This is a genomic window from Terrisporobacter vanillatitrophus (assembly GCF_051148895.1).
In the GTDB taxonomy this organism is placed as follows: Bacteria; Bacillota; Clostridia; order Peptostreptococcales; family Peptostreptococcaceae; genus Terrisporobacter; species Terrisporobacter vanillatitrophus.
Window position 1 is genome coordinate 222,390 of the sequence record NZ_CP154625.1, and the last position, 25,829, is coordinate 248,218.

26 protein-coding genes and 3 riboswitches are annotated in these 25,829 nt (G+C 27.9%); of the genes, 23 read left to right on the top strand and 3 right to left on the bottom strand.

What is annotated here, in order from left to right; all coding sequences use genetic code 11:
* Positions 1–157 precede the first annotated feature (157 nt).
* The 5 genes from TVTCOM_RS01330 (at position 158) to TVTCOM_RS01350 (ending at position 7,881) form a co-directional block, all read left to right on the top strand.
* Complete coding sequence (locus TVTCOM_RS01330) at positions 158–1,084, top strand: AAA family ATPase (protein WP_434798059.1); 927 nt, start codon at positions 158–160, stop codon at positions 1,082–1,084.
* A gap of 18 nt (positions 1,085–1,102) precedes the next feature.
* On the top strand, positions 1,103–2,890 hold the full coding sequence (locus TVTCOM_RS01335) for a nitric oxide reductase activation-like protein (RefSeq protein ID WP_434798060.1): 1,788 nt from the start codon (positions 1,103–1,105) through the stop codon (positions 2,888–2,890).
* Between the two features lie 90 nt (positions 2,891–2,980).
* Positions 2,981–3,155, top strand: a riboswitch (cobalamin riboswitch).
* Between the two features lie 317 nt (positions 3,156–3,472).
* Entirely contained in the window at positions 3,473–5,713 is a 2,241-nt protein-coding gene (gene pcrA, locus TVTCOM_RS01340; RefSeq protein ID WP_434798061.1) for a DNA helicase PcrA, read from the top strand.
* 11 nt (positions 5,714–5,724) lie between these two features.
* The gene (locus TVTCOM_RS01345; protein WP_434798062.1) at positions 5,725–7,017 is read left to right on the top strand and encodes a M18 family aminopeptidase; all 1,293 of its coding nucleotides are present in this window, start codon (positions 5,725–5,727) and stop codon (positions 7,015–7,017) included.
* 339 nt (positions 7,018–7,356) lie between these two features.
* Complete coding sequence (locus tag TVTCOM_RS01350; protein ID WP_434798063.1) at positions 7,357–7,881, top strand: peptidylprolyl isomerase; 525 nt, start codon at positions 7,357–7,359, stop codon at positions 7,879–7,881.
* 238 nt (positions 7,882–8,119) lie between these two features.
* Here TVTCOM_RS01350 and TVTCOM_RS01355 read toward each other — a convergent pair whose 3' ends face one another.
* From TVTCOM_RS01355 to TVTCOM_RS01365, 3 genes are all read right to left on the bottom strand, one after another.
* Positions 8,120–9,031, bottom strand: coding sequence for a manganese-dependent inorganic pyrophosphatase (locus TVTCOM_RS01355; protein ID WP_434798064.1), 912 nt, complete (start codon positions 9,029–9,031; stop codon positions 8,120–8,122).
* 380 nt (positions 9,032–9,411) lie between these two features.
* Positions 9,412–9,741: a hypothetical protein gene (locus TVTCOM_RS01360; RefSeq protein ID WP_434798065.1), complete on the bottom strand. Its 330-nt coding sequence runs from the start codon at positions 9,739–9,741 to the stop codon at positions 9,412–9,414.
* 384 nt (positions 9,742–10,125) lie between these two features.
* Entirely contained in the window at positions 10,126–10,377 is a 252-nt protein-coding gene (locus TVTCOM_RS01365; protein WP_228108411.1) for a hypothetical protein, read from the bottom strand.
* A gap of 90 nt (positions 10,378–10,467) precedes the next feature.
* Between TVTCOM_RS01365 and TVTCOM_RS01370 the strand changes: the two genes are divergently transcribed.
* The 18 genes from TVTCOM_RS01370 to TVTCOM_RS01455 all read left to right on the top strand — a co-directional run bounded on the left by TVTCOM_RS01370 (position 10,468) and on the right by TVTCOM_RS01455 (position 25,818).
* Positions 10,468–11,199 (top strand): YkgJ family cysteine cluster protein, encoded by a 732-nt coding sequence (locus TVTCOM_RS01370; RefSeq protein WP_434798066.1) that lies wholly within the window; start codon positions 10,468–10,470, stop codon positions 11,197–11,199.
* A 21-nt stretch (positions 11,200–11,220) separates the two neighbouring features.
* Entirely contained in the window at positions 11,221–12,132 is a 912-nt protein-coding gene (locus TVTCOM_RS01375) for an MBL fold metallo-hydrolase (RefSeq protein WP_434798067.1), read from the top strand.
* A gap of 49 nt (positions 12,133–12,181) precedes the next feature.
* The gene (locus TVTCOM_RS01380) at positions 12,182–12,982 is read left to right on the top strand and encodes a GTP pyrophosphokinase (RefSeq protein WP_434798068.1); all 801 of its coding nucleotides are present in this window, start codon (positions 12,182–12,184) and stop codon (positions 12,980–12,982) included.
* Between the two features lie 56 nt (positions 12,983–13,038).
* Positions 13,039–13,731, top strand: coding sequence for a metallophosphoesterase (locus TVTCOM_RS01385; RefSeq protein ID WP_434798069.1), 693 nt, complete (start codon positions 13,039–13,041; stop codon positions 13,729–13,731).
* Positions 13,732–13,826: 95 nt separating this feature from the next.
* A complete protein-coding gene (locus tag TVTCOM_RS01390) occupies positions 13,827–14,519 on the top strand; it encodes a hypothetical protein (protein WP_434798070.1) in 693 nt (230 codons plus the stop codon).
* Positions 14,520–14,962: 443 nt separating this feature from the next.
* Positions 14,963–15,448 carry a hypothetical protein gene (locus TVTCOM_RS01395; protein ID WP_434798071.1) on the top strand — a complete coding sequence of 162 codons (486 nt, stop codon included), beginning with the start codon at positions 14,963–14,965 and terminating at the stop codon, positions 15,446–15,448.
* Between the two features lie 289 nt (positions 15,449–15,737).
* Positions 15,738–16,772, top strand: a complete 1,035-nt coding sequence (locus TVTCOM_RS01400) for a molybdopterin-binding protein (RefSeq protein WP_434798072.1) — start codon at positions 15,738–15,740, stop codon at positions 16,770–16,772.
* 31 nt (positions 16,773–16,803) lie between these two features.
* The gene (locus TVTCOM_RS01405) at positions 16,804–17,403 is read left to right on the top strand and encodes a molybdenum cofactor guanylyltransferase (RefSeq protein WP_434798073.1); all 600 of its coding nucleotides are present in this window, start codon (positions 16,804–16,806) and stop codon (positions 17,401–17,403) included.
* A riboswitch (molybdenum cofactor riboswitch) is annotated at positions 17,402–17,538 on the top strand. Its footprint overlaps the gene before it by 2 nt.
* 160 nt (positions 17,539–17,698) lie before the next feature.
* Positions 17,699–18,904 (top strand): molybdopterin molybdotransferase MoeA, encoded by a 1,206-nt coding sequence (locus tag TVTCOM_RS01410; RefSeq protein ID WP_434798074.1) that lies wholly within the window; start codon positions 17,699–17,701, stop codon positions 18,902–18,904.
* An 11-nt stretch (positions 18,905–18,915) separates the two neighbouring features.
* Entirely contained in the window at positions 18,916–19,419 is a 504-nt protein-coding gene (gene mobB / locus TVTCOM_RS01415; RefSeq protein WP_434798075.1) for a molybdopterin-guanine dinucleotide biosynthesis protein B, read from the top strand.
* Between the two features lie 48 nt (positions 19,420–19,467).
* Positions 19,468–20,445, top strand: coding sequence for a GTP 3',8-cyclase MoaA (gene moaA / locus TVTCOM_RS01420; RefSeq protein WP_434798076.1), 978 nt, complete (start codon positions 19,468–19,470; stop codon positions 20,443–20,445).
* Between the two features lie 14 nt (positions 20,446–20,459).
* The gene (locus TVTCOM_RS01425) at positions 20,460–20,897 is read left to right on the top strand and encodes an MOSC domain-containing protein (RefSeq protein ID WP_434798077.1); all 438 of its coding nucleotides are present in this window, start codon (positions 20,460–20,462) and stop codon (positions 20,895–20,897) included.
* A 1-nt stretch (position 20,898) separates the two neighbouring features.
* A complete protein-coding gene (locus TVTCOM_RS01430) occupies positions 20,899–21,390 on the top strand; it encodes a MogA/MoaB family molybdenum cofactor biosynthesis protein (RefSeq protein WP_434798078.1) in 492 nt (163 codons plus the stop codon).
* 117 nt (positions 21,391–21,507) lie between these two features.
* Positions 21,508–21,624: riboswitch (molybdenum cofactor riboswitch) on the top strand.
* A 165-nt stretch (positions 21,625–21,789) separates the two neighbouring features.
* Positions 21,790–23,625 carry an aldehyde ferredoxin oxidoreductase family protein gene (locus TVTCOM_RS01435; protein ID WP_434798079.1) on the top strand — a complete coding sequence of 612 codons (1,836 nt, stop codon included), beginning with the start codon at positions 21,790–21,792 and terminating at the stop codon, positions 23,623–23,625.
* Positions 23,626–23,720: 95 nt separating this feature from the next.
* Complete coding sequence (locus TVTCOM_RS01440) at positions 23,721–23,945, top strand: MoaD/ThiS family protein (RefSeq protein WP_434798080.1); 225 nt, start codon at positions 23,721–23,723, stop codon at positions 23,943–23,945.
* A gap of 5 nt (positions 23,946–23,950) precedes the next feature.
* The gene (locus TVTCOM_RS01445; RefSeq protein WP_434798081.1) at positions 23,951–24,634 is read left to right on the top strand and encodes a HesA/MoeB/ThiF family protein; all 684 of its coding nucleotides are present in this window, start codon (positions 23,951–23,953) and stop codon (positions 24,632–24,634) included.
* A 105-nt stretch (positions 24,635–24,739) separates the two neighbouring features.
* Positions 24,740–25,084, top strand: a complete 345-nt coding sequence (locus TVTCOM_RS01450; protein ID WP_434798082.1) for a helix-turn-helix transcriptional regulator — start codon at positions 24,740–24,742, stop codon at positions 25,082–25,084.
* A gap of 92 nt (positions 25,085–25,176) precedes the next feature.
* The gene (locus TVTCOM_RS01455) at positions 25,177–25,818 is read left to right on the top strand and encodes an ABC transporter permease (RefSeq protein WP_434798083.1); all 642 of its coding nucleotides are present in this window, start codon (positions 25,177–25,179) and stop codon (positions 25,816–25,818) included.
* The last annotated feature ends 11 nt before the right edge of the window (positions 25,819–25,829 follow it).

A 25,829-nucleotide genomic window follows, 5' to 3' on the forward strand; every position in this document is an offset into this window, starting at 1 on the left:
TTTTCTCACCTTTGATTTTACATAAAATATCAAAAATATTGCTGAATTTTAAACAAATAGATTATACTTTTATTAAGTGTAAAATTAAAGGGTTTTATTTGAAAATAAATTAAAAGGATATAATAATAAGAAGTATTACTTACAAAAGGAGATTATTATGGATATAATAGAAAACTTAAGAATTCAAGGGGTAAGTGAGTCTCTTATAGAGGATGTACAACATTTTAGAAAAGAATTTAAAGTAGACAAAGAAGTGGATCACAGGGTGACAAAATCGCCAGCTTTTTATATTGGTGAAGATATTCTATCGATGTGTATCTCTGCTATTTTAGAAGAAGAAAATATATTATTATCTGGACCGAAGGCTACGGGGAAAAACTTACTTTCAGATAATTTATCAGAGATATTTGGAAGACCTCAATGGAATACTTCCTTCCATATAAATACAGACAGCTCATCATTAATTGGAACAGATACTTTTATTGATAATGAAGTAAGGCTTAGAAGAGGATCTGTATATGAATGTGCCCTTCATGGTGGATTTGGTGTTTTTGATGAAATAAATATGGCTAAAAATGATGCCATAGTTGTTGTTCACTCTGCCCTAGATTACAGAAGAGTAATAGATGTGCCAGGATATGAAAGAATAAACCTTCATCCAGCAACTAGATTTATAGGTACTATGAACTATGAATATGCAGGTACAAAGGAATTAAACGAAGCTTTAGTTTCTAGATTTTTAGTAATAGACATTCCAGCAGTAAACGAAGATAAATTAATGATGATTTTGAAAAGAGAATTTCCTTGTACTGATGAGGAAAAATTAAATCAATTTGCAGGAATTTTTTTAGATTTACAATTAAAATCCCAAAATGGAGAAATATCTACAAAGGCAATTGATTTGAGAGGATTAATAGGTGCTCTAAAAACTATTAAAAGAGGACTTAAGCCAACTCTTGCTATAAATATGGGCCTTACAGGAAAAACTTTTGATATTTATGAAAAAGAAATTGTGGATGATATTATCAGGACAAGAATACCAGAAAAATGGGAAAGTAAAGATATATTTCCTAATTTAAAATAACCTGAAGTAGGTGATAAAATGAGTGGAAATACTAATTGGATATATAATAATTATGAGTTTGAAAATAGAGTAAATAACCTAGCTTGGACTGTTTCTGGTATGTATGACGAAGATATAGATTCCAGTGAAAAAGATTATTCATCTAAGGATGTTTCTTTGTATTTTGGCATAATTGCTGGAGCAAGAAGAAAGTACTTAGATTGGGATATAATCAAAAAATATATAATGAGTAGAATAAAGAAATCCTACGATAAAGATATTTTATATACTTTGATTGAGCTTGTTCTTAATTCTGTAATAGAGGATAAAGTAATAAATGAAAGACCAGGTGTTGAGGAAATAAGAAACAAAGCATACAAAGATGTTCTTGTGAATTATAGTAAAATTCACAAAGAAGATATATTACAGACTTTAAGATATACATTTATTCTTCACGCTATGAATAGACATCCTGCAGTAGATGGTTTGACAACAAGAATAATGAAAGATATAAAAGCTATTGATTGTAACAATGATTTAATGAATATCTTAAAAAGATTAGATGAGATTTATTTAACTTATTTTGAGTTTATAATAAATTCTCAAAGAGAAAATTCACAAGGAAATGAGCAAGATATAAAAAATGTAAATGTGGATTTTGATACTTTTTCAGATTTTATGTACGAAGAGCTATATATGGATGATGAAATAGAAACTATAGAAAGTGAAATTAATAATATAAGTAGCTCCATGCTAGTAGAAAATTTAGGTGAAATGGGTAGTGGAGATTTGGAAAAATCACAAAATAGGGTAATATATGTGGATGAAGTTATGGCTCAGAAAATCTATGCTAAAGTAGAATATTATTATGGTAAAGCATTTTTAAATGAAAGTGAAATAAGAAAAATTGAAACTAAATATTGCAGAGATGTTCATGAAGGATGTAGAGTTCATTTCACAGATGGAGTATTACGTAGTGAATGCAACAATGCATTTCAGTTAAAATACGTTACGAGACAAAAAGAAAACAATTTATACAAGTACAGAGATAATATTAAACTACATAAAAGAAGTATTAATAAATTAAGGGAAAGTATATCAAGAATTTTAATAGAAGAAAGTGCAGTTGATAGAATTTACTCTGATGGGGGAACTATTTGTGCCAACAGAGCGTGGAGAATAGGAAGAAGTAACAACACAAAAGTTTTTTATAAAGATATAAGAAATGAAAAAGGTAAATATGTCATAGATATATTACTAGATGCCAGCGGTTCACAAAGTAGAAACCAATTTAATGTGGCAATACAAGCATATATAATAGCTACGGCCCTTACCTCTGTTGGGATTCCAAACAGAGTTATGGGATACTTAAGCTTTTTAGATTATACTGTATTGAAAAGATATAGAAATTACAACGACAATATTAATTCTTGTGAAAATATATTTGAATATTTTGCAGCAGGAAATAATAGAGATGGATTAGCAATAAAAGCGGTTAGTGATGCTTTATTAGAAAGAGAAGAAGAAAATAAAATACTTATAATACTTAGTGATGGAAAACCAAATGATGTGAAAATAGGAAAAGATAGATCCAGAAGTTTAAGAGGAGAAGCATCTTACAAAGGAATGGTAGCGGTAAAAGATACAGCTTTAGAAGTTCGAAAGGCGAGAAAACAGGGAATACTTGTATTAGGAGTTTTTACTGGAAAAGAAAAAGATTTGGAAGCAGAAAAAATGATTTATGGAAAAGACTTTATTTATACTAAGGATATAGAAAGATTTTCTGATATAGTTGCTATGTATTTGAAAAAAATAATAAAAAATTAAGATATTTTAGCGAAATACACAGTAAAATAATTGGTAAAAAATAACAAAAATTCTTGTTTATGTGTTATACTTATCTTAGTTGAAAATTAAATTAATTAAAATATTTTAGGTTCTTAAACTAAGATTAATAGGGAAAAAGGTGAGATACCTTTGCAGCCCCCGCTACTGTAATGTGGACGAAACTTTTAACCACTGTGGAAACATGGGAAGGGAAAGGAGTAGAATGAAGCAAAGCCAGGAGACCTGCCTATAATATAAAGTGATTTCTTCGGGGTAGGAGAAATATCTAAATAAGGATTTTTATTTAAAGATATTGTGCCTAACTTGAAGTTAGGCACTTTTTAGTTCTTATGAACTTGAATAAGCCCTCAACCTATTTTATTTCAAAATAGTTTGAAAATAGAATAACCCTTAACCTAGGCCTTAGGATTCTCCAAAATCCTAAGGCATTTTTTTAATGATAATTAACGTGTTAAGTATTTTATATTTTATTCATGGGAATTATTATAGTATTATGGAGTTTGAAGAAAAAATAGAATTAGATTAAAATATATTTATAATGAGCATTATAGGAGGATATATATGATTTCAGATATAATAGAAAAATTAAATCCAGCTCAGAGAGAAGCGGTAGAAAATACAGAAGGACCTGTTTTAATACTTGCTGGAGCTGGATCAGGAAAGACTAGAGTTTTAACTACTAGAATCGGTTATCTTATGGAAGATAAAGATGTTAAAACTGAAAATATTTTAGCGATAACATTTACAAATAAAGCAGCTAATGAGATGCGAGAAAGGGTAGAAGAAACTTTAGAAGGAATAGATACTAAAGAAATGTGGATTACAACATTCCACTCTTGTTGTGTTCGTATTCTTAGAAAAAGTATAAATAAAATAGGTTATAATAGAAGTTTCGTAATTTATGATAGTCCAGACCAAGTTAGTTTAATTAAGGACTGCATGAGAGAATTAGATATTAGTGATAAGGCATTTGATCCTAAATATGTATTAAGTTGCATATCTAATGCAAAGGATAAATTATATTCTCCTAAAAAATTCTTAAAATTAAACGAAGGTGACATATCTAAAATAAAGGTAGGAGAAATCTATGCACTGTATCAAGATCGTTTAAAAAGAAATAGTGCCTTAGATTTTGATGACTTAATAATGAAAACAGTTGAACTGTTTAAAGAATGTCCAGATGTATTAGATTTTTATAGAAATAAATTTAGATACATAATGGTAGATGAGTACCAAGACACAAGTAAAGCACAATATGAATTAATAAAATTATTAGCAAAACAACATCAAAATATTTGTGTTGTTGGAGATGATGACCAAAGTATTTATGGTTGGAGAGGTGCTGACATAAGAAATATCCTAGAATTTGAAAGAGATTATGATAATGTTAAAATAGTAAAATTAGAGCAAAACTATAGATCAACACAGGTAATACTAGATGCAGCCAACCATGTTATTGCAAATAATACAGAAAGAAAAAGAAAAAGACTTTGGAGTGATAAAAAAGAAGGGCAGTTAATAAAAATTCAATTGGCAGAAAGTGAAATTGATGAAGGTGACTTTATAGTAAATACTATTTCATATATGAAAAGATATGAAGATAGAGATTACAAAGATTTTGCAGTTTTATACAGAGCCAATGCACAAGCTCGTTCTGTTGAAGATGCATTAAATAGGTCAGGAATACCATATAATATTTATGGTGGTATTAAATTCTATGAAAGAAAAGAAATAAAGGATATTATAGCGTATCTTAGAGTAATACAAAACCCTCAAGATGATATATCTTTAAAAAGAATAATAAACGTTCCTAGAAGGGGAATAGGCCTTAGAACTATAGAAAAAATAGAAGACAGAGCCAGTTTAAAGGAAGAAAGTATTTACTCTGTATTAATTGATATAGAAGATAACTCAGATATATCAAGAAAAGCTAGAGCTAGTATAAGCGAATTTGTAGATTTAATGTCTACATTAAGAAGCTTTACAGATGTATATAGTGTAAGTCAAGTAATTGAAAAAGTATTGGACGTAACAGGATACAAGGACGAATTATTAAAAGAAAAAAATAATGAAGGTGAAGATAGACTAGAAAACTTAGAAGAACTTATATCAGTAGCTTTAGAGTTTGAAAGTTCTAGTGATGATAAGAGCCTAGAAGCATTCCTGACAGGTGTAGCACTTAGTGCTGAACCAGACAGTGAGGAAGAATCTGAAGATAGAGTTTCTCTAATGACTATACATTCATCAAAGGGTCTTGAGTTTCCTGTTGTATTTTTAGCAGGAATGGAGGAAAAAATCTTCCCTATTGCTAGAGCTATTCAATCTATGAGAGATAGTGATATTGAAGAAGAAAGAAGGCTTTGTTATGTTGGAATAACTAGAGCAAAGGAAGAGTTATTCTTAACTTTAACAAGAAAGAGAACTTTATATGGGAGAACTAATCCTTCAATTGCATCTAGATTTATAGAAGAGTTACCAGGTGACTGTATAGAAAGATTAAACAAAGATCAAAAGGAATTATCTTTCTCAAAAGCTAATTACAATATTCTTGATAAGTATACTCAAAAATACAAGATGAACAATATGAATAAGGTGCAAGTAGCTAAAAAAGCAAATGCTACAATAAAAAATACATCAAATGAAAGTAATATAGACGACTTAAAACTTGGAGCTAAAGTACATCATCCTAAGTTTGGACTGGGAACAGTAGTTGCCTTAAAAGGTCCAGATGTGACTATAGCTTTTGATAACCAAGGTATAAAAACTATAAATAAAGAATATACAACTTTAGACTTAGTTTAATAGGAGGAGCTATGAAAAAACAATTTGCTGAGAATTTAATAGATTATATTTATGATAGTCCAACTGCATTTAATGCAGTTGAGACTAGCAAAGATTTATTATTAAAAAATGGATTTGATGAACTAAAAATGAATGAAAAATGGCAACTTAAAGTTGGTGGAAAGTATTTTATAACAAAAAATTCATCTTCATTAACAGCCTTTGTAATAAATACTGACAATATGCAAGATGGATTTAGGATAATAGGTTCTCACAGTGACTCACCTACCTTTAGAATTAAACCTAATGCGGAAATGACCGTGGAAAATACGTATTTAAAATTAAATACTGAAGGTTACGGTGGTGCCATACTAAGTACTTGGTTTGATAGGCCCCTGTCTATTGCAGGTAGGGTAGTATTAAAATCTGAAAATGTACTATATCCGAGAGAAGAGATCATAAATATAAATCGACCAGTTTGCATAATACCAAACATAGCTATTCATATGAACAGAAGTATAAATGATGGATATAAGATTAATAAGCAAAAAGATACACTACCTTTAGTAGGACTAATTAATGACACTTTAGAAAAAGATAAGTTCTTATTAAAAGAAATAAGTAAGGAACTAAATATAGATAAAAAAGATATTCTTGATTTTGATCTGTATTTATATGAATATGAAAAAGGCAGTATAATTGGATCAAATGAAGAATTTATATCTTCTTCTAGGCTTGATAATTTATCGATGGCTCATGCTAGTTTATATGGGTTAATAGACTCAAAAGGAAAACATGGCATAAATATAGTTTCCATATTTGACAATGAAGAAGTAGGAAGTTCCACAAAACAAGGAGCCGATTCGAATATGTTACTAAACCTATTGGAACGAATTTGTATAAGTTTAGGAAAAGATAGAGAAGATTTCTTTACAGCTATTTATTCATCTTTTATGATATCAGCAGATTTAGCTCATGCTCTTCATCCTAGTATTGTTGAAAAACATGACCCAACAAATAAACCTATTATGGGTGGCGGACCTGTGATAAAAATTAGTGCAAATCAAGCCTACACAAGTGATGCTTTTTCAGCAGGAGTATATAAAAATATATGTGAAAAATGTGGGGTAAAATATCAACAATTTGTAAACCGATCTGATGAGAAAGGTGGATCTACAATTGGGCCAATTTCATCAACACATTTAGACATTAACTCTGTGGATATTGGTAGTCCTATTTTATCTATGCATTCAATAAGAGAACTTGGAAGTGTAGAAGATCACTTTAATATATACAAGACGTTTGTCGGATTTTATCAAATATAAAAGAATAATGATGAAAAATTCTGTAAATTGTCAATATGAATGTGGATAAAGACTGAATAAAATGTTAATAAGCTGTAGATAAGTGGATAACTATGTGGATAAAGTGATGATGAAATACATTCTTTCATTTATACATATAAATAAAAAAATGTGATATAGTGGATGAATTTAAAATTTAATAAATGTGGATATTGTGGATAAAAATACCAAGATATCCACAGAAACATCAATAAACTGTTTTTAAATATGGTAAAATAATAATAGAGTAGTTATTTTTTTACAACTTAGTATATAATAATATATGAAAATACATAACAACTAAAGAAAGAAGGTAAAAATATGGAAAATAAAAATCCTATAGTAACTATAGAAATGGAAAATGGAAAAACTATAAAAGTTGAACTATATCCTCATATAGCTCCAAATACAGTTAATAATTTTATAAGCTTAATAGATAATCATTATTATGATGGAATTATATTCCACAGAGTAATAAGAGGGTTTATGATTCAAGGTGGATGCCCACAAGGAACAGGAATGGGTGGACCAGGATACTCAATAAAAGGTGAATTTAATAGTAATGGATTTACAAACAATCTAAAACATGACAGAGGGGTAATTTCTATGGCAAGAACTATGATGCCAAATAGTGCGGGTTCTCAATTCTTCATAATGCATAAAAACTCTCCACACTTAGATGGTCAATATGCTGGATTTGGTAGAGTGATAGAAGGTATGGATGTAGTGGATGAAATAGCTGATACTCCAGTTGATAGAGGGGACAGACCTAAAGTTGACCAAAAAATAAAAACTATGACAGTTGAAAAGTTTGAAGTAGACTATCCAGAAGTAGAAAAAATGTAATAAATGTAATAAATAGAAATAAATACTATTTACAACTTGTGTTACATGATTTACAATATTTAAAGTAAATCCTAAAAACATAAACACAAACACCAGAAGAAATAAAACGTTGTAATAATAAACAAATCATTATTTTATAATAATATGATTATAAAATAATGATTTGAAAATAAAAAATGACACAGATTAATCTGTGTCATTTTTTTCTTTTGATAAATTGTATTTTTATATAATTGAATTATATGTTTTTAACTGCATCAGTTAACTTAGGTACTAATTGTTTCTTTCTTGAAACAACACCTTCAGCGAATACACCTTGAGTTGCATTTACACTGAAAGCTTCAGATATTACTTTATCTTCACCTTTGTAGATTAAGTAGGAACCTTCGTTTATTATATCAGTTACAGCAAGTACTAGCATGTCAAATTCAGCTGCATTTATATAAGCTAAGAATTCCTCTTTTTTAGATAGAACAGCATCTATATCTAAAGTCATAACTTGTCCTATTCCAACTCTTTTACCACTCATATCAAATTCTTTGAAGTCCATGTTTACTATTTCTTCTATAGAGAATCCATCTAAAGAAGTACCAGCTTTAAACATTTCCATTCCATATTTTTCGTAGTCAACGTTAACTATTTTAGCTAATGCTAAAGCAACTTCCTTATCTTTTTCAGTAGTAGTTGGAGATTTGAATATTAAAGTATCTGATAATATTGCAGATAATAATAATCCAGCTATTTCATAAGGTATTTCCACATTATTTTCTTTATATAAGCTGTATATTATTGTACAAGTACATCCAACAGGCATTATTCTTACTGATATTGGAAGATCAGTAGAAAGGCATCCTATTTTGTGGTGGTCTATTACTTCTACTAAATTAGCTTCTGCTATTTCATCAGCAGTTTGTGCAATTTCGTTGTGGTCTACTAAAGCAACATCTTGTCCTTTTATTGCTCCAGCTGGTAAAATTTCTGGTGCATCTACTTTAAAGTAGTCTAAAACAAACTTAGCTTCTTTTCTTGGCTCTTCTAAAGCATAAGCTTTAGCTTCAACGCCTAATTGGTTTTTTAAATATGCTAATGATATTGCTGAGCATATTGAATCAGTATCAGGGCTTTTATGTCCGAAAACAAATAAACTCATATGTAAAACTCCTCTCATAAATTACTAATAGTAATTAATTTATTGTATTTTTATAAAAATTACATGAAAACAAATATGTAATTTTATTTTATATAACAATAATTATATCAAAATCTTGCTAAGAGTGACAATAATCTATTATATAGACGATAACTTTATTATTGTCTATTATTCTAGATGTAATAACAAAGAATAAATAAATATTAATTTAAATGTTAAAAAATTATCAATATATATAAAAAATAATGTATATAAAACAAAAAATTTAAAATATTCAGAAAATTCCTTGACACAAGAAAGCTTTAGTATTACAATTAAATTATAAATAAACAAATAAATAAAAATTGGGGCCTGTTAAGGCCCCCTTAATTTTTTTGATATTAATTTTTACTTATAATTACTTTTTCTTGGAGATTTTTAATTTTAAAAACACTATTAGAAAAATCTACTTCAAAGTTTGCAAAAGCAGAAAATAAATCTATATCTCTCATAAGATGTACAGTCATTAAATAATCTTCTTTATTAATTCTTAGAAGAATAGATCTAACATATGGAAATTGAATTCTAGAATTAAATATTTCTGACTCTCCAACATTTATATCTACGCATCTATAATTTATATCTATATATAAATCTACATCATTGTCTTCTTCTCTTATGATTCTGTAATCAAAATCACTATCTAATTTTAATTTTCCTATTTCAATCATTATTTCACCTCGTAAATAAGTATTTGTATTCATATGCTTAATATACAATATAATCCATATTATAATAATCTATCAATAAAAATTTAATTTATATAATTGATAATTGCTAAAAAAATAACATAATTTTTTTATAAAAAAATAGAGAAGAATAAATTTATTCTTCTCTATTTAGCAAAAAACGTAGCTTCCACTGGGGGAATGAAAGCTTATATTGGGGGAGATTGAGTTAAATATTTAAATTACATTAGTATTATTGTCTTTGAAATGAAAATTTATACATAAAAAATAAAAAAATCTATTTATTCATCTTACTACTTCAGATGGTTTTGTTGTTTAAATTAAAAATAAAAATTCCGAAAGTCTTATAACTTTCGGAATTTCTTATTATCTTTTAGGATTTATAAATGAAGCTCCTAAATATTTTTTTATATCTTCATCTGAAGAAAAATCGTCAATAAGTATTTCACGTCCAGAATCTTCAAATATAACTAAAACTTCAGTATTTCCTTTTAAAAAGGCTTTTTTAACAGTCTCTTCTTTTACTTCTCTAGTTTTAGTAATTCCTTTTTTAGCTTTGTCAAAATCCTTAGTGAAATAACTTTCCATCATGTTGATAATCTTTGTATATCTGTTCATTTAGTAAGATACCTCCTACAATTTATAGTAATAAATGTGATATAATAAGTTTTTGTATTAACTTAATAATTATAACAAGGAGAATGTACAATGGCTAGTATAAATAATACAGATATTTTAAAAAGCATAGATTATGCTAAAAAAAATCAACTATTTGAAAAGCTTAATAATATATATGATACTTTACCAAAGGGTGAGTGTACAGGTTGTGGAAATTGCTGCATGGAATCTGTTGGAATTAATTTAATAGAATTTTTAAACATATTTAACTATTTACAAGATAAGGATGAACTAAGAAAAAAATCTCTTGATAGAATAATGGATTATTATTTTATGGAGTTTATGGAAAAGAAAAGTTGTCCTTTTAAAGATGAAAACAATAGATGTGAAATTTATGAAGTAAGACCATTAAATTGTAGGTTATTTGGTCATTGGAAAAAAGAAGATTATAACAAAAATCTAAAAGATATAACAGAAAAAAATAAACAGTATAAAAGTATTATGAAAGGTAAATATGGATTTGATATAAGTGATGAAGTAGTAAATTATAAAATAAAATATTGCGAAGAATTTATACCAGAAAACAGATATTTATCTAAAAGTGAAAGGCTAAACTTTGCAGATAATATAATGGTGTTGGACTCTAGGCTTTTTTCAAAAGGAGTCATAGATATAGAATTTAGAGATAGAGGAATTGTAGAATATTTTATTGATTCACTATTAGATCAAAATATGTCTTATAATATTAAAGTAAGGATTTCTAAGGGAAAAAATATAGCAAAAAGAACAATAAGTAGACTAAAAAGAATGTTGATTAAATAGAAGAATTGGTAGGTGGGATAAGTGAAACTAACAAATATAAATGGAAACACTTATTACATTAAAGGTGGGACAAATACAGGTGTAATTAGACTAGACGATAATAATGCGTTGATAATAGACCCAGGTCTTGGAGGAATAAGGCCAAGAAAGATAATGGACCTGCTGAAGGCAAATAATATGTATATGAAATATATTATTAATACTCACGAGCATGGTGATCATTATGGTGGATGTAGCAAATTAAAAGAACTTGATAATAATATTCAAATATTATCATCTTCAGAAGCTAAAATATTTATAGATAATCCAAATAAATTTGCGGATTATACTATAGGTGGAAAAACTAATAAATTTTGGAGATTCAAAATATCTGAAGAAAAAAACAATTTAACTAAAGTGGATGCTGTGATTGAGGAAGGCAATATAGTATTAAATAATAAAAAAATTGAGATAATTAAACTAAGGGGACATAGCGAAGGAAGTATTGGAATTTTAACACAAGATAAGGTTTTATTTGTAGGGGATTTATTTGTAGGAAGTCATATATTAAACAAGTTTGAATTACTTTTATTGTACGATATAAAAGAATATCTAAATTCTATTGATAAAGTAGAAAATACGGATTTTGAATATATGATTTTAGGCCATGGGAAAGAAGTTTACTCAAAACTAGATAGCCAAAGTATTATAGATCACCATAGAAATGCAACTAATAAGTATGTAAATCAGGTGAAAGACTTGTTAAAATCACCTACAACTATAGATAACATATTAAAAAATATAATAATCAATAATAATTTAAGTTGCAATTATACAGAATATCACTTTTTTAGAAGTAGCATAGTATCTATAATTAGTTATTTATGTGATTTAAATCAGGTAGATTATAGTATAGAACTGGGAGAAATGCTTTATTATTCTAAAAAAGTATAAATTATGTTAAAATATATATGATTTGAAACTAGTATAAAGGGTGAATAATATGAAGTATGAAAAGTGGGATGAAGTATTAGCTCCTTACCAACACGCGGTGGAAGAACTAAAAGTAAAATTTAAAAATATAAGAAAAGAATTTCTTACAAAGGGTGAATATTCTCCTATAGAATTTGTTACAGGAAGAACAAAAAAAATATCATCTATAATATCCAAAGCTAATAGATTAGAAGCTGAAGATATTGAAAGAGAAATTGAAGATATAGCTGGAATAAGGATTATGTGTCAGTTTGTAGAAGATATATATACTTTAGTAGATTTAATAAAATCAAGAACTGATATGAGTATAGTATACGAAAAAGACTACATTACAAATTTTAAAGATAGTGGATATAGAAGTTATCACGTTATAATTAATTATCCAATTAACTCTATAGCAGGGTATAAAGAAATCTTATGTGAAATTCAAATAAGAACATTAGCTATGAATTTCTGGGCCACTATAGAGCATTCTTTAAAATATAAATATGAACATTACATACCAGAAGATGTAGCAAATAGACTTAGAAGAGCTGCAGATGCTGCATTTTTATTAGACCAAGAAATGAGTGAAATTCGAGAGGAAATAATGAAAGCTCAAGTTATGTATCAAGCAAAATCACTTACAATTAGAGAAGTTTTAGTCAAGATACAAGAACTATATGATTTAGGTGAAATTAGTAGAGCTATAAATTATCAAAGAAGACTTGATAGAATAGATAGTCAAAAAGATATTAAAGAAATTGTAGCATTAAAAGAAGAAATAGAAGAAATACTACAGTATTATAAAAATAAAAAAAGAAATGATTAGTGGGGGCTGTCTTAATTAATTTAAGGCAGCTTTTTAAAATAAGGAAGGATGAAAGTATGAGTTTATATGCAATAGGTGACCTACATTTCTCCACATCGGTAAATAAACCTATGAATATATTTGGAGATAATTGGGACAATCACCAAAATAAAATAATAAACAATTGGAAAGAAATTATAAAAGAAGATGACACAGTATTAGTATTAGGGGATACTTCTTGGGGTATGAATATGAAAGAAGCAAAAGCAGATTTAGATATAATTGATAATTTACCAGGAAAGAAAGTCTTTATAAAAGGAAATCACGATTTTTGGTGGTCATCGCTAAGCAAGTTGAAGGTGGCTTATGAAGAAATTACTTTTTTACAAAATAGTTATTACAAATATGGGAAGATTGGAATTTGTGGAACTAGAGGTTGGCTTTGCCCTAATGAAGTAAAATTTGATGAAGATGATGAAAAAATATATAAAAGAGAGCAACTAAGACTAAAAATGTCTTTAGATGCAGCTATGAAAGACGGTTGTAATGAATTAGTAGTAATAACTCATTATCCACCTACTAATGACAAGCTTGAAGAATCAGAATTCACAAAGATTTTTGAAAAATACAAAGTTAAAAAAGTTGCATATGGTCATCTTCACGGAACAGAGTCTTTTGAAATGGGTCTAAAAGGAAAAAGAAATCATGTGGAGTATATATTAGCTTCAAGTGATTATATAGACTTTAAACCAATAAAAATAATGGAGTAAGAAATTAAAAAAATGTAAATACTATAAAACATAATGTCAATAAATAAGTGGAGGATATTAGCAATTTTACTTAATTCAAAAAGGAGTGTTAATTAATGAGATGGATATTAGTATTCATACTTTTATATCTTATACCACTTACAGTGCTATTTAAAAATTATAAAAGTTTTAAAAGAGCCTGTATTTATGGAAGTATTTATGTTATTTTATCGACAACTGTGGTAATCACAAATATATATTTAAGCGGTGTTAGAGTTTTAGAAGATACTTTAGATTTTGAAGATGATTTAGTATTAGAAACTTATTTAGATCAATATAGCACACAATATGTGCATAATGAACAAAATATAAAAAAGTCAGATTTACAAAAAATAGATGAATTTAAAAAAAATATTTATTCCATTGAAAAAGTTGCTTTAATACCTATGAGAGAATGTATTCCTTACACTAATAATTTGCAAAAAAGTTTGGAAAGTTTAACAAAAATAAAAAATGATGTGTTTTATGCAAAAGAAATGTGTGAAGATGTGGTAAAAATATACGATAATATGAAAGTTCCAACTTTATCTAAAGATGAATATACTCAAGTTTTAGATAGGGCAAAGGTAAATGTAAAGAAAACTTATGAACTAAGAACTTTAGCAATGGAAAACTCGGTAAGCTTAATAGATACAAAAAATCCTATTTATATTAATAAGATAACTGAGTATCTAAAATTATCAGATAAAGAAATTATAAGCTTCAAAAATAAAATGGATAGATTAAAAGAAGCAATTGAAGAAGAGTAATTAAAAAATCCTATGGTTATTTATATATAATCATAGGATTTTTTAGTAAATTACCATATAAAAAGGATTTAAAAACATACTACTTAAAGACAGTGGAGTGAGAGTGATAAATTTTTACCCAAATAAGATAGTTATTCACGTTCTTTTGATTTATACTTATTTATATGATATAATTATTTTTTCATAAATATAATATTATTAACTGACATGGAAATTTACATGTTAAATAGTTATTATAAAATAGATAAGGTAAAAGAGTTAAAATATGATATATTTATAAATAGGAACTCTTAAAATAACCTGCAATTAAATTAAGAAGGGATAATGATATTATTATAATAAAGACATAAAATATGACAATATAACTAAGATTAAAAATTGGAACATCTAGATAATAATAGTATGTAATCAAGTTTTAATTATTAGAAAAGGAGGCTAAGATTATGATACAACTGAAATTAAAGAATAAAAAAGGTCAGTTTAATGTTAATAGTAAGGAAGTTAAAGATATACTAGGAATTAGACAAGATATAGATTTTGTACAGGATATATCAAATACTATAAATCAAAAAGACATAATGGTATTTGACTGTAAGCTTGCTGAGAGTATATTTTCAAAAGAGTTGGCAAAACAACTTATTGAAGAATCAGCTGGTGAAATAGATGAATCATTCTTTGAGTTATTCTTTGAAGATGTAAAGGCCTTCTTAAAAGATACGACTGATGAAATTGAGGCAGAATTACAAGAAATATACTTAGTAGATAATATAAGATGTTGTTCTGATATTTATAGCATTAATGATGAATTTACAGACTTTAAGTTTGTTTTTGTTGTTAGCTTTAAAGAAACTACTATTGCTGTTTTAGAAAATTTGGCTAAAATTATTTCAAAAAGACAACTAGCAGGAGCATCTAAGTTCTACTGTTAATATAAATAATAGTTTTTATATAATGTTTTAGATAATTTTACTTATTCTTGATAAACTTAAATTATTAAATTGACAATGAAAATTGTAATAACTACAATTTATTTAGGAAGATTATTTTTAATAAGAACCTAAAAGACATTTTTAGAAAAGTAAAATTTAGACAGATTATAAATATTCTATATATCCTGTTCAGTATATATAAGATATGAAGTAACAATCTGTCTTTTTTTATACGAAAAATCATAAATTAGCATAGGGGTTATAAATTTATAGAGGGGAATGAAAATTAATGAAAGAAATAAACACTAAAGATGCAGTAGGCCATGTTTTATGCCATGATATAACTCAAATAGTTAAGGATAAAGTAAAGGGAGTGGCTTTTAAAAAAGGTCATGTAGTAAGAGAAGAAGATATAGATACTTTATTATCTTTAGGTAAAGATCATTTATATGTTTGGGAGAAGAAAGAGGGAATGCTTCATGAAAATGAGGCAGTAATTATATTAAAGGATATATGTAAAAATGAGCATATGGAAGAGTCAGATGTAAAAGAAGGAAAAATAGAGCTTTCTGCAAGTATAGATGGTTTATTTAAAATAAATGTTGATAAACTTAGAGAAGTAAATGCTCTTGGTGAAATGATGATAGCCACAAGACATCAAAATTTTCCTGTGAAAAAAGGAGATAAATTAGCAGGTACAAGAATAATACCATTAATAATAGAAGAAGAAAAAATGAAAAAAGCAAAAGAGTTATGTAGTGATGGGCCTATACTTAGTATTAAACCTTTTGTACATAAGAAGGTCGGAATTGTAACAACAGGCAGTGAGGTATTCTACGGAAGAATAAAAGATACTTTTGGACCTGTAGTTATTGAAAAAGTAAAAGAATTTGATGTGGAAGTACTTGGACAAACTGTTGTAAATGATGATCCTAAAAATATAACAAATGCAATTTTAGAATTTATTGAAAAAGGTGCAGATATGGTTTTATGTACAGGAGGAATGAGTGTTGATCCTGACGATAAAACTCCTAAGGCAATAAAAGATACAGGCGCAGATATTGTTAGTTATGGTGCTCCAGTACTACCGGGAGCAATGATGTTAGTGTCGTATTATAAAAATAATGACAAACTAATACCAATTATAGGACTTCCAGGATGTGTTATGTATGCAAAAAGAACAATATTTGATTTGATTCTACCACGTATTATGACAGATGAAAAAATTACTAAGGATGATTTAAGTAAGCTAGGGCTAGGTGGTTTATGCTTAAATTGTGATGTTTGTCACTATCCAAATTGTGGATTCGGTAAAGGAGTATAAAGATTTTTAATAGAAATATAGAGGTGAGACTGTGGACATAGGAGCCTTAATACTTATGGGTGGAAAAAATAGTCGTATGGGAGGAAATATAAAAGGATTTTTAAAGATAAACGATGTTACCTTTTTAGAAAAAATCATAAGTGGCTTAGAAGATTTTTCTAATGTATACTTATCAGTTAATAAAAAATTTTCCTCCCAAGAAATAAAAGCATTTGAAGATATGGGATTAACAGTCATTGTAGATATGTATGATGATATTGGTCCTATGGGAGGAATGTATTCATCTCTTAAAAACTGCAAAGAAGATTACTTATTTATAACAGCTTGTGATATGCCTTATATAAATAAGGATTTAATAAATGAATTAAAAGCAAATGTTAAAGAAAATACAGATGTAGTACTTTTTTCAAAAAACAAATTACTATATCCACTGGGAGCTATATATTCAAAAAGCTTGATTCCTTTTATGGAGGAATTGATCATAAAAGAGGAATATAAGCCTTTAAAATTAATTCGAAATAGCAATTTCATTGAGTTACCACTTGAAAATACAAATTTGTCAGATGAGGCTTTTAGAAATATTAATACCCCAGAAGAATACTATGAATTAATAAAATATTATAATAAATAAAATTTAATATTCTCAAGCGAATATATCTAAAGATGAAAATCCATGATATTTAGCCAGGTAAATTATATTACCTCGGGTTAATATGGAAACGTGTTAGCCTTCCACTGTTTGAAAAGAGATTTTATTTTAGTTAAAGGAAAATATATTCCTTTGGCTTTATTTAACTATGTTTTCTTTTTAAAATCAAGGACAAACATAGTTTTTTTATTTTGAAAATATGAAGGTATATATTAAAAAAGAATATTATTTTATAGAAATTAAGGGTGTTTATTAATTTAATGAAAGGAGACTACTTATGAAGAATATTGAATTAGAATATGCACTACAAGTTATAGAAGATTCAGTTGATGAGATAAATAAAACTGATATTATAAAAATAGAAGAATCAATGGGAAGAATAATAGGAGAGGATGTTTATGCACCTATAAATCAACCACCCTTTAATAGGTCTCCTCTTGATGGTTATGCATTGAGAGCAGAGGATACAAAAGGAGCAAGCGATAGAAGCCCTATTAAATTAAAGGTTGTAGATGAGATTTTTGCAGGAGGAAATATAAATACTGTAGTTAATAAAGGACAAGCCATTAGAATAATGACAGGTGCTGAAATACCAGAAGGTGCAGATTGTGTGATTAGACAAGAAATCACTAATTATGGTATGGAAGAGGTGGAAATTTATTCGGAGCTTAAATCATATGAAAATTATTGTTTTAAAGGAGAAGATATTAAAAAAGGTAGTAAATTAATATCTAAAGGAGACAAATTAACTTATGTACATATAGGTATATTGGCAGCTATGGGTATTACAGAAGTATTGGTAAAAAGAAAACCTAGAGTAGGAATAATAAGTACAGGAGATGAATTGGTTTATAGGGGTGAACCTTTAAAAAAAGGTAAAATTTATGACAGTAATAGAATTACAATTTCAATGAGACTTTTAGAATTTGGATGTGAAATAATTACATCTAAAATTGTAAGTGATGAAACTCATAAAGTATATGAAGAGATTGAAAATATAATAGACAAAGTAGATATTGTAATAACTACTGGAGGAGTATCTGTTGGGAAAAAAGATATAATGCATGAAGTGATAAAAGAACTAAATGCCAATAGATTATTTTGGAAAGTTAAGATGAAGCCAGGAACACCTGCAATATATTCTATATATAAAAATAAGCCAATACTTTCGTTATCAGGAAATCCTTTTGCAGCTATAGCTACTTTTGAATTAATGGGAAGAAAATTAATTTATAAGTTAACTGGGGATTTGGATTTAAAACAAGTTAGTATAAAATCAGTTATGGAAGATGATTTCTTAAAAGAAAGTAAAGGAAGAAGAATTGTAAGAGGAATTTATAAAAATAATAAAGTATATATTTCACAAGGAGGGCATTCACCGGGGATGATGGCGTCGATGTTAGGATGTAATTGCTTAATAGATATAAAGCCTGGAACAAAGAAACTTTTAAAAGGAGATGAAGTAGATATTATACTTATATAGGAGATGTAAATATGACTAATAAACCATTTTTAATTGCTATTTGTGGATGTAAAAATTCTGGGAAAACAACATTGATTACAAAGCTTATACCTGAGTTTTGTGAAAAAGGATATAAGGTTGCAACTATAAAGCATGATGGTCATGATTTTAAAGGAGATGTAGCTGGCACAGATACATATAAGCATAAACAAGCCGGAGCATATGGAACAGCCATATTTTCAGATAATAAATTTATGATAGTTAAAGAGGAAACGAAAGTTGATGAAAGGTATTTTATTAATATATTTCCAGAAGCAGATATTATATTTTTAGAAGGGTTTAAAGGATCTAATTACCCTAAATTAGAAATTGTGAGAAAGGAAAATTCTAGTGTTCCTATATGTAATGAAAAAAACTTAATAGGCATATTATCTGATTTAGAAGTTTTAGATGTAGAGTATGATTTAATAGATTTAAATAATACAAATTTGATAACTGAAAAAATATTAGATTATATAAGTAAATTCAAACAATAAATGGATTTTATAAATAAAGATTTTTAATCTATAAATGGGGGATGTTACATGATAGATAAACTAAATAGAAAAATAGAATATATGAGAATTTCAGTTACAGACAGATGTAATCTTAGATGTGTTTATTGCATGCCAGAAGAAGGTATAGAAAATATTTCTCATGAAGAGATTTTATCTTATGATGAAATTATTAAAATTTGTAAATGTATTGCAAATTTAGGAATAAAAAAAATCAAAATTACAGGAGGAGAACCTTTAGTAAGGAAAGATATAATTAATTTAATTAAAGAAATAAAATCAATTAATGGAATAGAAGAAGTTACTATAACTACCAATGGAGTATTGTTATATGAAATGGCACAAGACTTATATGAAGCAGGAATAGATGCAGTTAATATAAGTTTAGACACATTAGATAGAGACAAATTTTTAAAAATAACAAGACGTGATAAATTTCAAAATGTATCTAAGGCTATATATAAGCTAATTCACTTAGGTGTAAAGGTTAAGATAAATTGTTTAGCAATAAAAGAGCATAATTTTAAGGAAATTGTTAAAATAGCAGCTTATTCTAAATACAATAATATAGATGTGAGATTCATTGAATTAATGCCTATAGGATATGGTAAAAATTATACTGGTATTTCTAATGAGGTAATACTTGGTTTACTAGAAGAAGAGTATGGTGCCTTTAAAAAAGTAGAAGAAAAAAGGGGAAATGGACCAGCAGTATATTATAAAAATGATAACTTTAAAGGATGTATAGGTTTGATTAGTGCTATTAGTAATGAATTTTGTGAAACTTGTAATAGAGTAAGACTTACGGCCAATGGATTTTTAAAACTATGTTTGCATTATAATAAAGGCATAGACTTAAAAGAGCCTATAAGAAATAATATTACAGATGAAGAGTTAAAAAACATGATATATTATGCTATAAGGAATAAACCATTAGGACATAATTTTTATCATGATAGTAATATAGATAGTATTGAAAATAAAAATATGGTACAAATTGGGGGATAAAGGAGAGATTAGCTATGGGAAAAATTATTGATGTATGTTTAAGTGAACAAAAAGGTGTACAAAAAACAAGTATAGAAGAAGGTATTTTTATAGAAGATTTTGGTCTACAAGGTGATGCCCATGCTGGAAAGTGGCATAGACAAGTAAGTTTATTATCTTATGAAAAAGTTGTTGCTTTTAATGATTTGGGGGCAGGAGTAGAGTCAGGTGCTTTTGGAGAAAATTTAGTTGTAGAAGGATATGATCTTAAAAATATACCTGTAGGAACAAAATTTATATGTAATGATGTAATTTTAGAAATTACACAAATAGGTAAGAAATGTCACCATGGATGTGAAATATTTAAGAAAATGGGAGATTGTATTATGCCAAGAGAAGGAATATTTGCAAAAGTTTTACATGGTGGAGTAATAAGACCAGGAGATGAAATAGTAATAGAGGGAGAAAAATAGAATGTATAGAGTGGGCATAATAACAGCAAGTGATAAAGGTTCAATAGGAGAAAGAATAGATGAAAGTGGTCCTAAAATAAAAGAAATAGTTTCTGAGTTTGGATATAAAGTTGTTTATTATAAAGTTCTACCTGATGATAAAGATATGATTTCAAGTGAAATGAAACGATTATGTGATGAAAATGTGGTTGATTTAATCTTAACCACTGGTGGAACAGGTTTTTCTAAGAGAGACAACACTCCTGAAGCAACCCTAGATATAGCAGAAAAACTTGTACCAGGTATACCAGAAGCTATAAGAAGTTATAGTATGCAATTTACAAAAAAAGCTATGCTTACTAGAGGTGTATCAGTTATAAGAAAAGAAACTTTAATAATAAATATGCCAGGAAGCCCAAAAGCTGTAAAAGAAAGTATGGAGTGTATAATGCCAGCTTTAAATCATGGTATTGATATATTAAAAGGATCAGCTAGTGAATGTGCAACAAAATAACTAAATGTTTGAATCTGTTAGCCTTCTGATAAAGATAATGCATAGAAAAAATATTGAATAAAAATTCAAAATATATTGACAATTAAAAATATATATACTACATTTAAAGTATAAAGTAAATATAAAGTTCTCCGATTTTACCAAACCTAAGGATTATCTATGGTTAGTAAAACAGTAGGGTATAATTAGAAATTTTTATGCCTCCCAATGGAAAGGAGATAGTAGAATTATAATACTGTCTATTTTCCAAATAGAACTTATTTGTGTGGAAATAACCATCATTTAAGAAGTATTATAATACTTTTTAATGGTGGTTTTTTATTTTATGCTTTTATAAGAACATATGGAAATTACAACTGGTTTAAAAAATTATTAATTAAGTTTAAGGGGGATAATACTATGAATGGATATGTTGGAAAAGTATTAAGAGTTAATTTTTCTAGTCAAGAAGTAAAGACAGAAGAATTAAACTTAGAACTAGCTCAAAAGTATATTGGAGCTAGAGGATTAGGAGTAAAAACTTTTATTGATGAGGTAGATCCTAAAGTAGATCCGCTAAGTGAAGACAATAAATTAATTATAGCTACAGGACCGTTGACTGGTGCGCCAATGCCAACTTCAGGAAGATATATGGTTGTAACAAAGGCACCTTTAACAGGAACAATAGCTATATCAAATTCAGGTGGTAAGTGGGGAGTTAAATTTAAATCAACTGGATACGATATGATAATAATGGAAGGAAAATCAGAAAAACCAGTTTACTTATATATAGATGATGAAACAGTAGAAATTAAAGATGCTTCAAAATACTGGGGAATGGTGTCTTCTGAAGTAACAGATGCTTTAACTGAAGTTCATCCTGGAACAAATGTAATGTGTATAGGACCAGCAGGAGAAAAATTATCACCTATGGCTGCTATAATGAATGATGTTGATAGAGCAGCAGGTAGAGGTGGAGTTGGAGCTGTTATGGGTTCTAAAAATGTAAAAGCAGTTGTTGTTAAAGGTAGTAAAAAAGTAGATGTGGCTGATGCAGAATTAGTTAAAAAAGTTAATTCTGATAAAGTAAACATATTAAAAAATGACCCAGTTGCTGGGGGAGGTTTACCTACTTATGGTACAGCTGTTCTTGTTAATATAATTAATGAAAATGGTGTACATCCAGTTAGAAACTTCCAAGAAGCATATACTGACAAAGCTGATTTAATAAGTGGTGAAGCTATGACAGAAAACTGCTTAGTTAAGAAAAATCCTTGTCATAGATGTCCAATAGCTTGTGGTAGATGGGTAAGATTAAAAGATGGAAGAGAAGTAGGAGGACCAGAGTATGAAACTCTATGGTCATTTGGTTCAGATTGTGATATTTATGATTTAGATGCTATAAATGAAGCAAATATGCTTTGTAATGAATATGGATTAGATACAATATCAGCAGGTGCTACAATAGCTGCTGCAATGGAACTGTATCAAAGAGGATATATAAAAGATGAAGAATTAGCAGCTGACGGGCTATCTCTAAAATGGGGAGACGTAGATGCTATGGTAGGTTGGACTAAGAAGATGGGTCTTAGAGAAGGCTTTGGAGATAAGTTAGCAGAAGGTTCATATAGATTATGTGAAGGCTATGATGCTACTCAATATTCAATGACAGTTAAGAAACAAGAATTACCAGCTTATGACCCAAGAGGAGTTAAAGGTCATGGTATAACTTATGCAGTAAACAATAGAGGTGGATGTCATATTAAAGGATATATGATAAATCCAGAAATATTAGGATACCCAGAAAAATTAGATAGACTATCATTAGAAGGAAAACCAGCTTATGCCAAAGTTTTCCATGATTTAACTGCAGTAATAGACTCTATGGGATTATGTATATTTACAACATTTGGACTTGGATTAAATGATTATACAGAAATGTATAATGCTGTTTGCGGTGATATATATACTCCAGAAACTTTATTAGAAGCAGGAGATAGAATATGGACATTAGAAAAAATATTTAACATAAAAGCAGGAATAGATAAATCTCAAGATACATTACCAGAGAGATTATTAAAAGATCCTATAGCAGCTGGTCCAACAAAAGGTGAAATACATGAATTAGATGTATTATTACCTGAGTACTATAGTGTAAGAGGTTGGAATGAAGATGGAGTTCCTACTGAAGATACACTTAAGAAGTTAGGACTAGACGAATATATTGGTAATATTGAAGCTGGAGCAACTTGCTAGTTTTTTAATATTATAAATTGACAGACTTGGACTATAATTTAAGGTAGTAACCCCTAATATCGTTAGGGGTTATTACTGTTGAAGGAGATGAATATATGGAGGTTGAAGTAAGGTTATTTGCAACTTTTAGAGAAGGCAGAGAAAAAAAGCAAAAGATTAAAATCACTGAAAACACAAGTATTTTAGATATTATTAATCTACTGAATATAGATGAGGAAGAAGTAGCTATTATGCTTTTAAACGGTAGAGATGGAACAAGTAATAGACTATTAAAAGATGGAGATATTATTTCATTATTTCCACCTGTTGGAGGAGGCTAAAATAAATGAAAAAAAGATATTCAAGAAATATTTCCACGCTGACGCCTGAAGAAAATGAAAAGTTAAAATATTTTAAAGTTTGTATTGTTGGTTGTGGTGGCCTTGGCGGATACATAATTGAAATGTTAGCTCGAATAGGTATTGGAAATTTAACAGTTGTAGATATGGATGTATTTGATGAAAGTAACTTAAATAGGCAAATATTGTCCTGTGAAAATAATTTAGGAGACAGTAAAGTTTTTGAGGCTTTAAAAAGGATCAATAGTATAAACTCTGATGTGAAAGTAAGCGTAGTCGAAGATGGTTTTAACGAGAAGAATGGCATTGATGTAATACGCAATCATCATGTAGTAGTTGATGCATTAGACAATATAGAAAGCAGATTATTATTACAAGAATATTGTAATAAGTTAAATATTCCTTTAGTACATGGTGCCATTGCTGGATGGTTTGGACAAGTATGTACAATTATGCCTGGTGATAATACATTAAATAGAATATATAAAAATAATTCAGTAGGAGTAGAAAAAAAATTAGGAAATCCTTCTTTTACTCCTGCTAATATAGCCTCTATACAAGTTAGTCAGGTTATTAAAGTTTTATTATCAAAAGGAGAGATTTTGCAAAATCAAATGCTTGTTGTAGACCTTCTATACAATGAGTTTAATATTATTAGTTTAGAAGAGTAAGTAACATCTGTCATATATATAAATTAAAGTTGTTTTACAATATAGAAAATATTAATGAATTTAGCAACTTTCATTCTATTAAGTAAAGGAGCATAAATTTAAATTATGTTAAATCGTAAAATATGTATAAATCCATATATTACCAAATCTATAGAGTATATAAATAGCAATATAAAAAAGAAATTAACAATTGATGAAATTTGTCAGTATGTATACTTATCTAAATTTTATTTTTTGCGAATGTTTAAAAAAGAAATTGGCATAACTCCTTATAGGTACATATTACATTGTAAAATTGAAGCGGTAAAAAATGATCTATATATGGGAATTGACATTAATACATTAGTAAGTAAATATGGTTTTTATGATTTGAGTCACTTAAATAAAAGTTTTATAAAAATTTATGGAATAACTCCATTGGAATATAAAGAATTGTATACAAATGAATAAAAATGGTAAAAAATGTATGTAATTGTTGGGAACACCAAAATATAGTGTTATAATTATATTACTACTATTTATAATCAAGAGAGGGTATCATAATGGAGATGATGGAAGTAATTGAAATTGTAATTAGATCCTTATATGTTACAGTAACAGCAACATGTATAGCTACTATTATAGGAGTATTTTTAAGCATATTGATATATTTAAATAATTTTACTTTTAAGAAGGAAGTTATTACAGTAATAAATTCATTAATGAGTACTCCGCCAGTTATTATGGGATTAATTGTATTTTTATTGTTATCACGAAAGGGGCCTTTAGGAGCATTTCAATTACTATTTACATCAAAAGCTATGATAATAGCTCAAGTTTTTTTATTGATTCCAATTTGTATGAGTTTAACACTAGACTGCTTAAATAAATTTGGTGAAGATATATTAGATACATGTAAGATACTTCAGGCAAGTAAAAAAGATACGATTATTATATTTATCAGAGAAATAAAGTATAGTATCATAACTGTTATTATAGCAACTTTTAGTAGAGGAATATCAGAAGTGGGAGCAGTAATGTTAGTTGGAGGAAATGTAAGAGGAAAAACTAGAGTGATGACAACATTTATAGCTCAGTCTACATCAATGGGAAATTTTAATGAATCTTTAATGATAGCAGTAATATTAATATCTATTTCATTTGTATCTACTTATTTTATTAGAAGATTACAAGGAGATGAATAGCTTGGAGTGGA

Excerpts from the sequence above, each read along its gene's own strand:
- TVTCOM_RS01410 (WP_434798074.1), top strand. The coding sequence starts at position 17,699 with ATGAAGAATATTGAATTAGAATATGCACTACAAGTTATAGAAGATTCA.
- TVTCOM_RS01335 (WP_434798060.1), top strand. The coding sequence starts at position 1,103 with ATGAGTGGAAATACTAATTGGATATATAATAATTATGAGTTTGAAAAT.
- TVTCOM_RS01360 (WP_434798065.1), bottom strand. The coding sequence starts at position 9,741 with ATGATTGAAATAGGAAAATTAAAATTAGATAGTGATTTTGATTACAGA.
- TVTCOM_RS01440 (WP_434798080.1), top strand. The coding sequence starts at position 23,721 with ATGGAGGTTGAAGTAAGGTTATTTGCAACTTTTAGAGAAGGCAGAGAA.
- TVTCOM_RS01455 (WP_434798083.1), top strand. The coding sequence starts at position 25,177 with ATGGAGATGATGGAAGTAATTGAAATTGTAATTAGATCCTTATATGTT.
- TVTCOM_RS01385 (WP_434798069.1), top strand. The coding sequence starts at position 13,039 with ATGAGTTTATATGCAATAGGTGACCTACATTTCTCCACATCGGTAAAT.
- mobB (WP_434798075.1), top strand. The coding sequence starts at position 18,916 with ATGACTAATAAACCATTTTTAATTGCTATTTGTGGATGTAAAAATTCT.
- TVTCOM_RS01380 (WP_434798068.1), top strand. The coding sequence starts at position 12,182 with ATGAAGTATGAAAAGTGGGATGAAGTATTAGCTCCTTACCAACACGCG.
- TVTCOM_RS01400 (WP_434798072.1), top strand. The coding sequence starts at position 15,738 with ATGAAAGAAATAAACACTAAAGATGCAGTAGGCCATGTTTTATGCCAT.
- pcrA (WP_434798061.1), top strand. The coding sequence starts at position 3,473 with ATGATTTCAGATATAATAGAAAAATTAAATCCAGCTCAGAGAGAAGCG.
- TVTCOM_RS01355 (WP_434798064.1), bottom strand. The coding sequence starts at position 9,031 with ATGAGTTTATTTGTTTTCGGACATAAAAGCCCTGATACTGATTCAATA.
- TVTCOM_RS01450 (WP_434798082.1), top strand. The coding sequence starts at position 24,740 with ATGTTAAATCGTAAAATATGTATAAATCCATATATTACCAAATCTATA.
- TVTCOM_RS01330 (WP_434798059.1), top strand. The coding sequence starts at position 158 with ATGGATATAATAGAAAACTTAAGAATTCAAGGGGTAAGTGAGTCTCTT.
- TVTCOM_RS01425 (WP_434798077.1), top strand. The coding sequence starts at position 20,460 with ATGGGAAAAATTATTGATGTATGTTTAAGTGAACAAAAAGGTGTACAA.
- TVTCOM_RS01350 (WP_434798063.1), top strand. The coding sequence starts at position 7,357 with ATGGAAAATAAAAATCCTATAGTAACTATAGAAATGGAAAATGGAAAA.
- TVTCOM_RS01395 (WP_434798071.1), top strand. The coding sequence starts at position 14,963 with ATGATACAACTGAAATTAAAGAATAAAAAAGGTCAGTTTAATGTTAAT.
- TVTCOM_RS01445 (WP_434798081.1), top strand. The coding sequence starts at position 23,951 with ATGAAAAAAAGATATTCAAGAAATATTTCCACGCTGACGCCTGAAGAA.
- TVTCOM_RS01365 (WP_228108411.1), bottom strand. The coding sequence starts at position 10,377 with ATGAACAGATATACAAAGATTATCAACATGATGGAAAGTTATTTCACT.
- moaA (WP_434798076.1), top strand. The coding sequence starts at position 19,468 with ATGATAGATAAACTAAATAGAAAAATAGAATATATGAGAATTTCAGTT.
- TVTCOM_RS01430 (WP_434798078.1), top strand. The coding sequence starts at position 20,899 with ATGTATAGAGTGGGCATAATAACAGCAAGTGATAAAGGTTCAATAGGA.
- TVTCOM_RS01390 (WP_434798070.1), top strand. The coding sequence starts at position 13,827 with ATGAGATGGATATTAGTATTCATACTTTTATATCTTATACCACTTACA.
- TVTCOM_RS01345 (WP_434798062.1), top strand. The coding sequence starts at position 5,725 with ATGAAAAAACAATTTGCTGAGAATTTAATAGATTATATTTATGATAGT.
- TVTCOM_RS01370 (WP_434798066.1), top strand. The coding sequence starts at position 10,468 with ATGGCTAGTATAAATAATACAGATATTTTAAAAAGCATAGATTATGCT.
- TVTCOM_RS01435 (WP_434798079.1), top strand. The coding sequence starts at position 21,790 with ATGAATGGATATGTTGGAAAAGTATTAAGAGTTAATTTTTCTAGTCAA.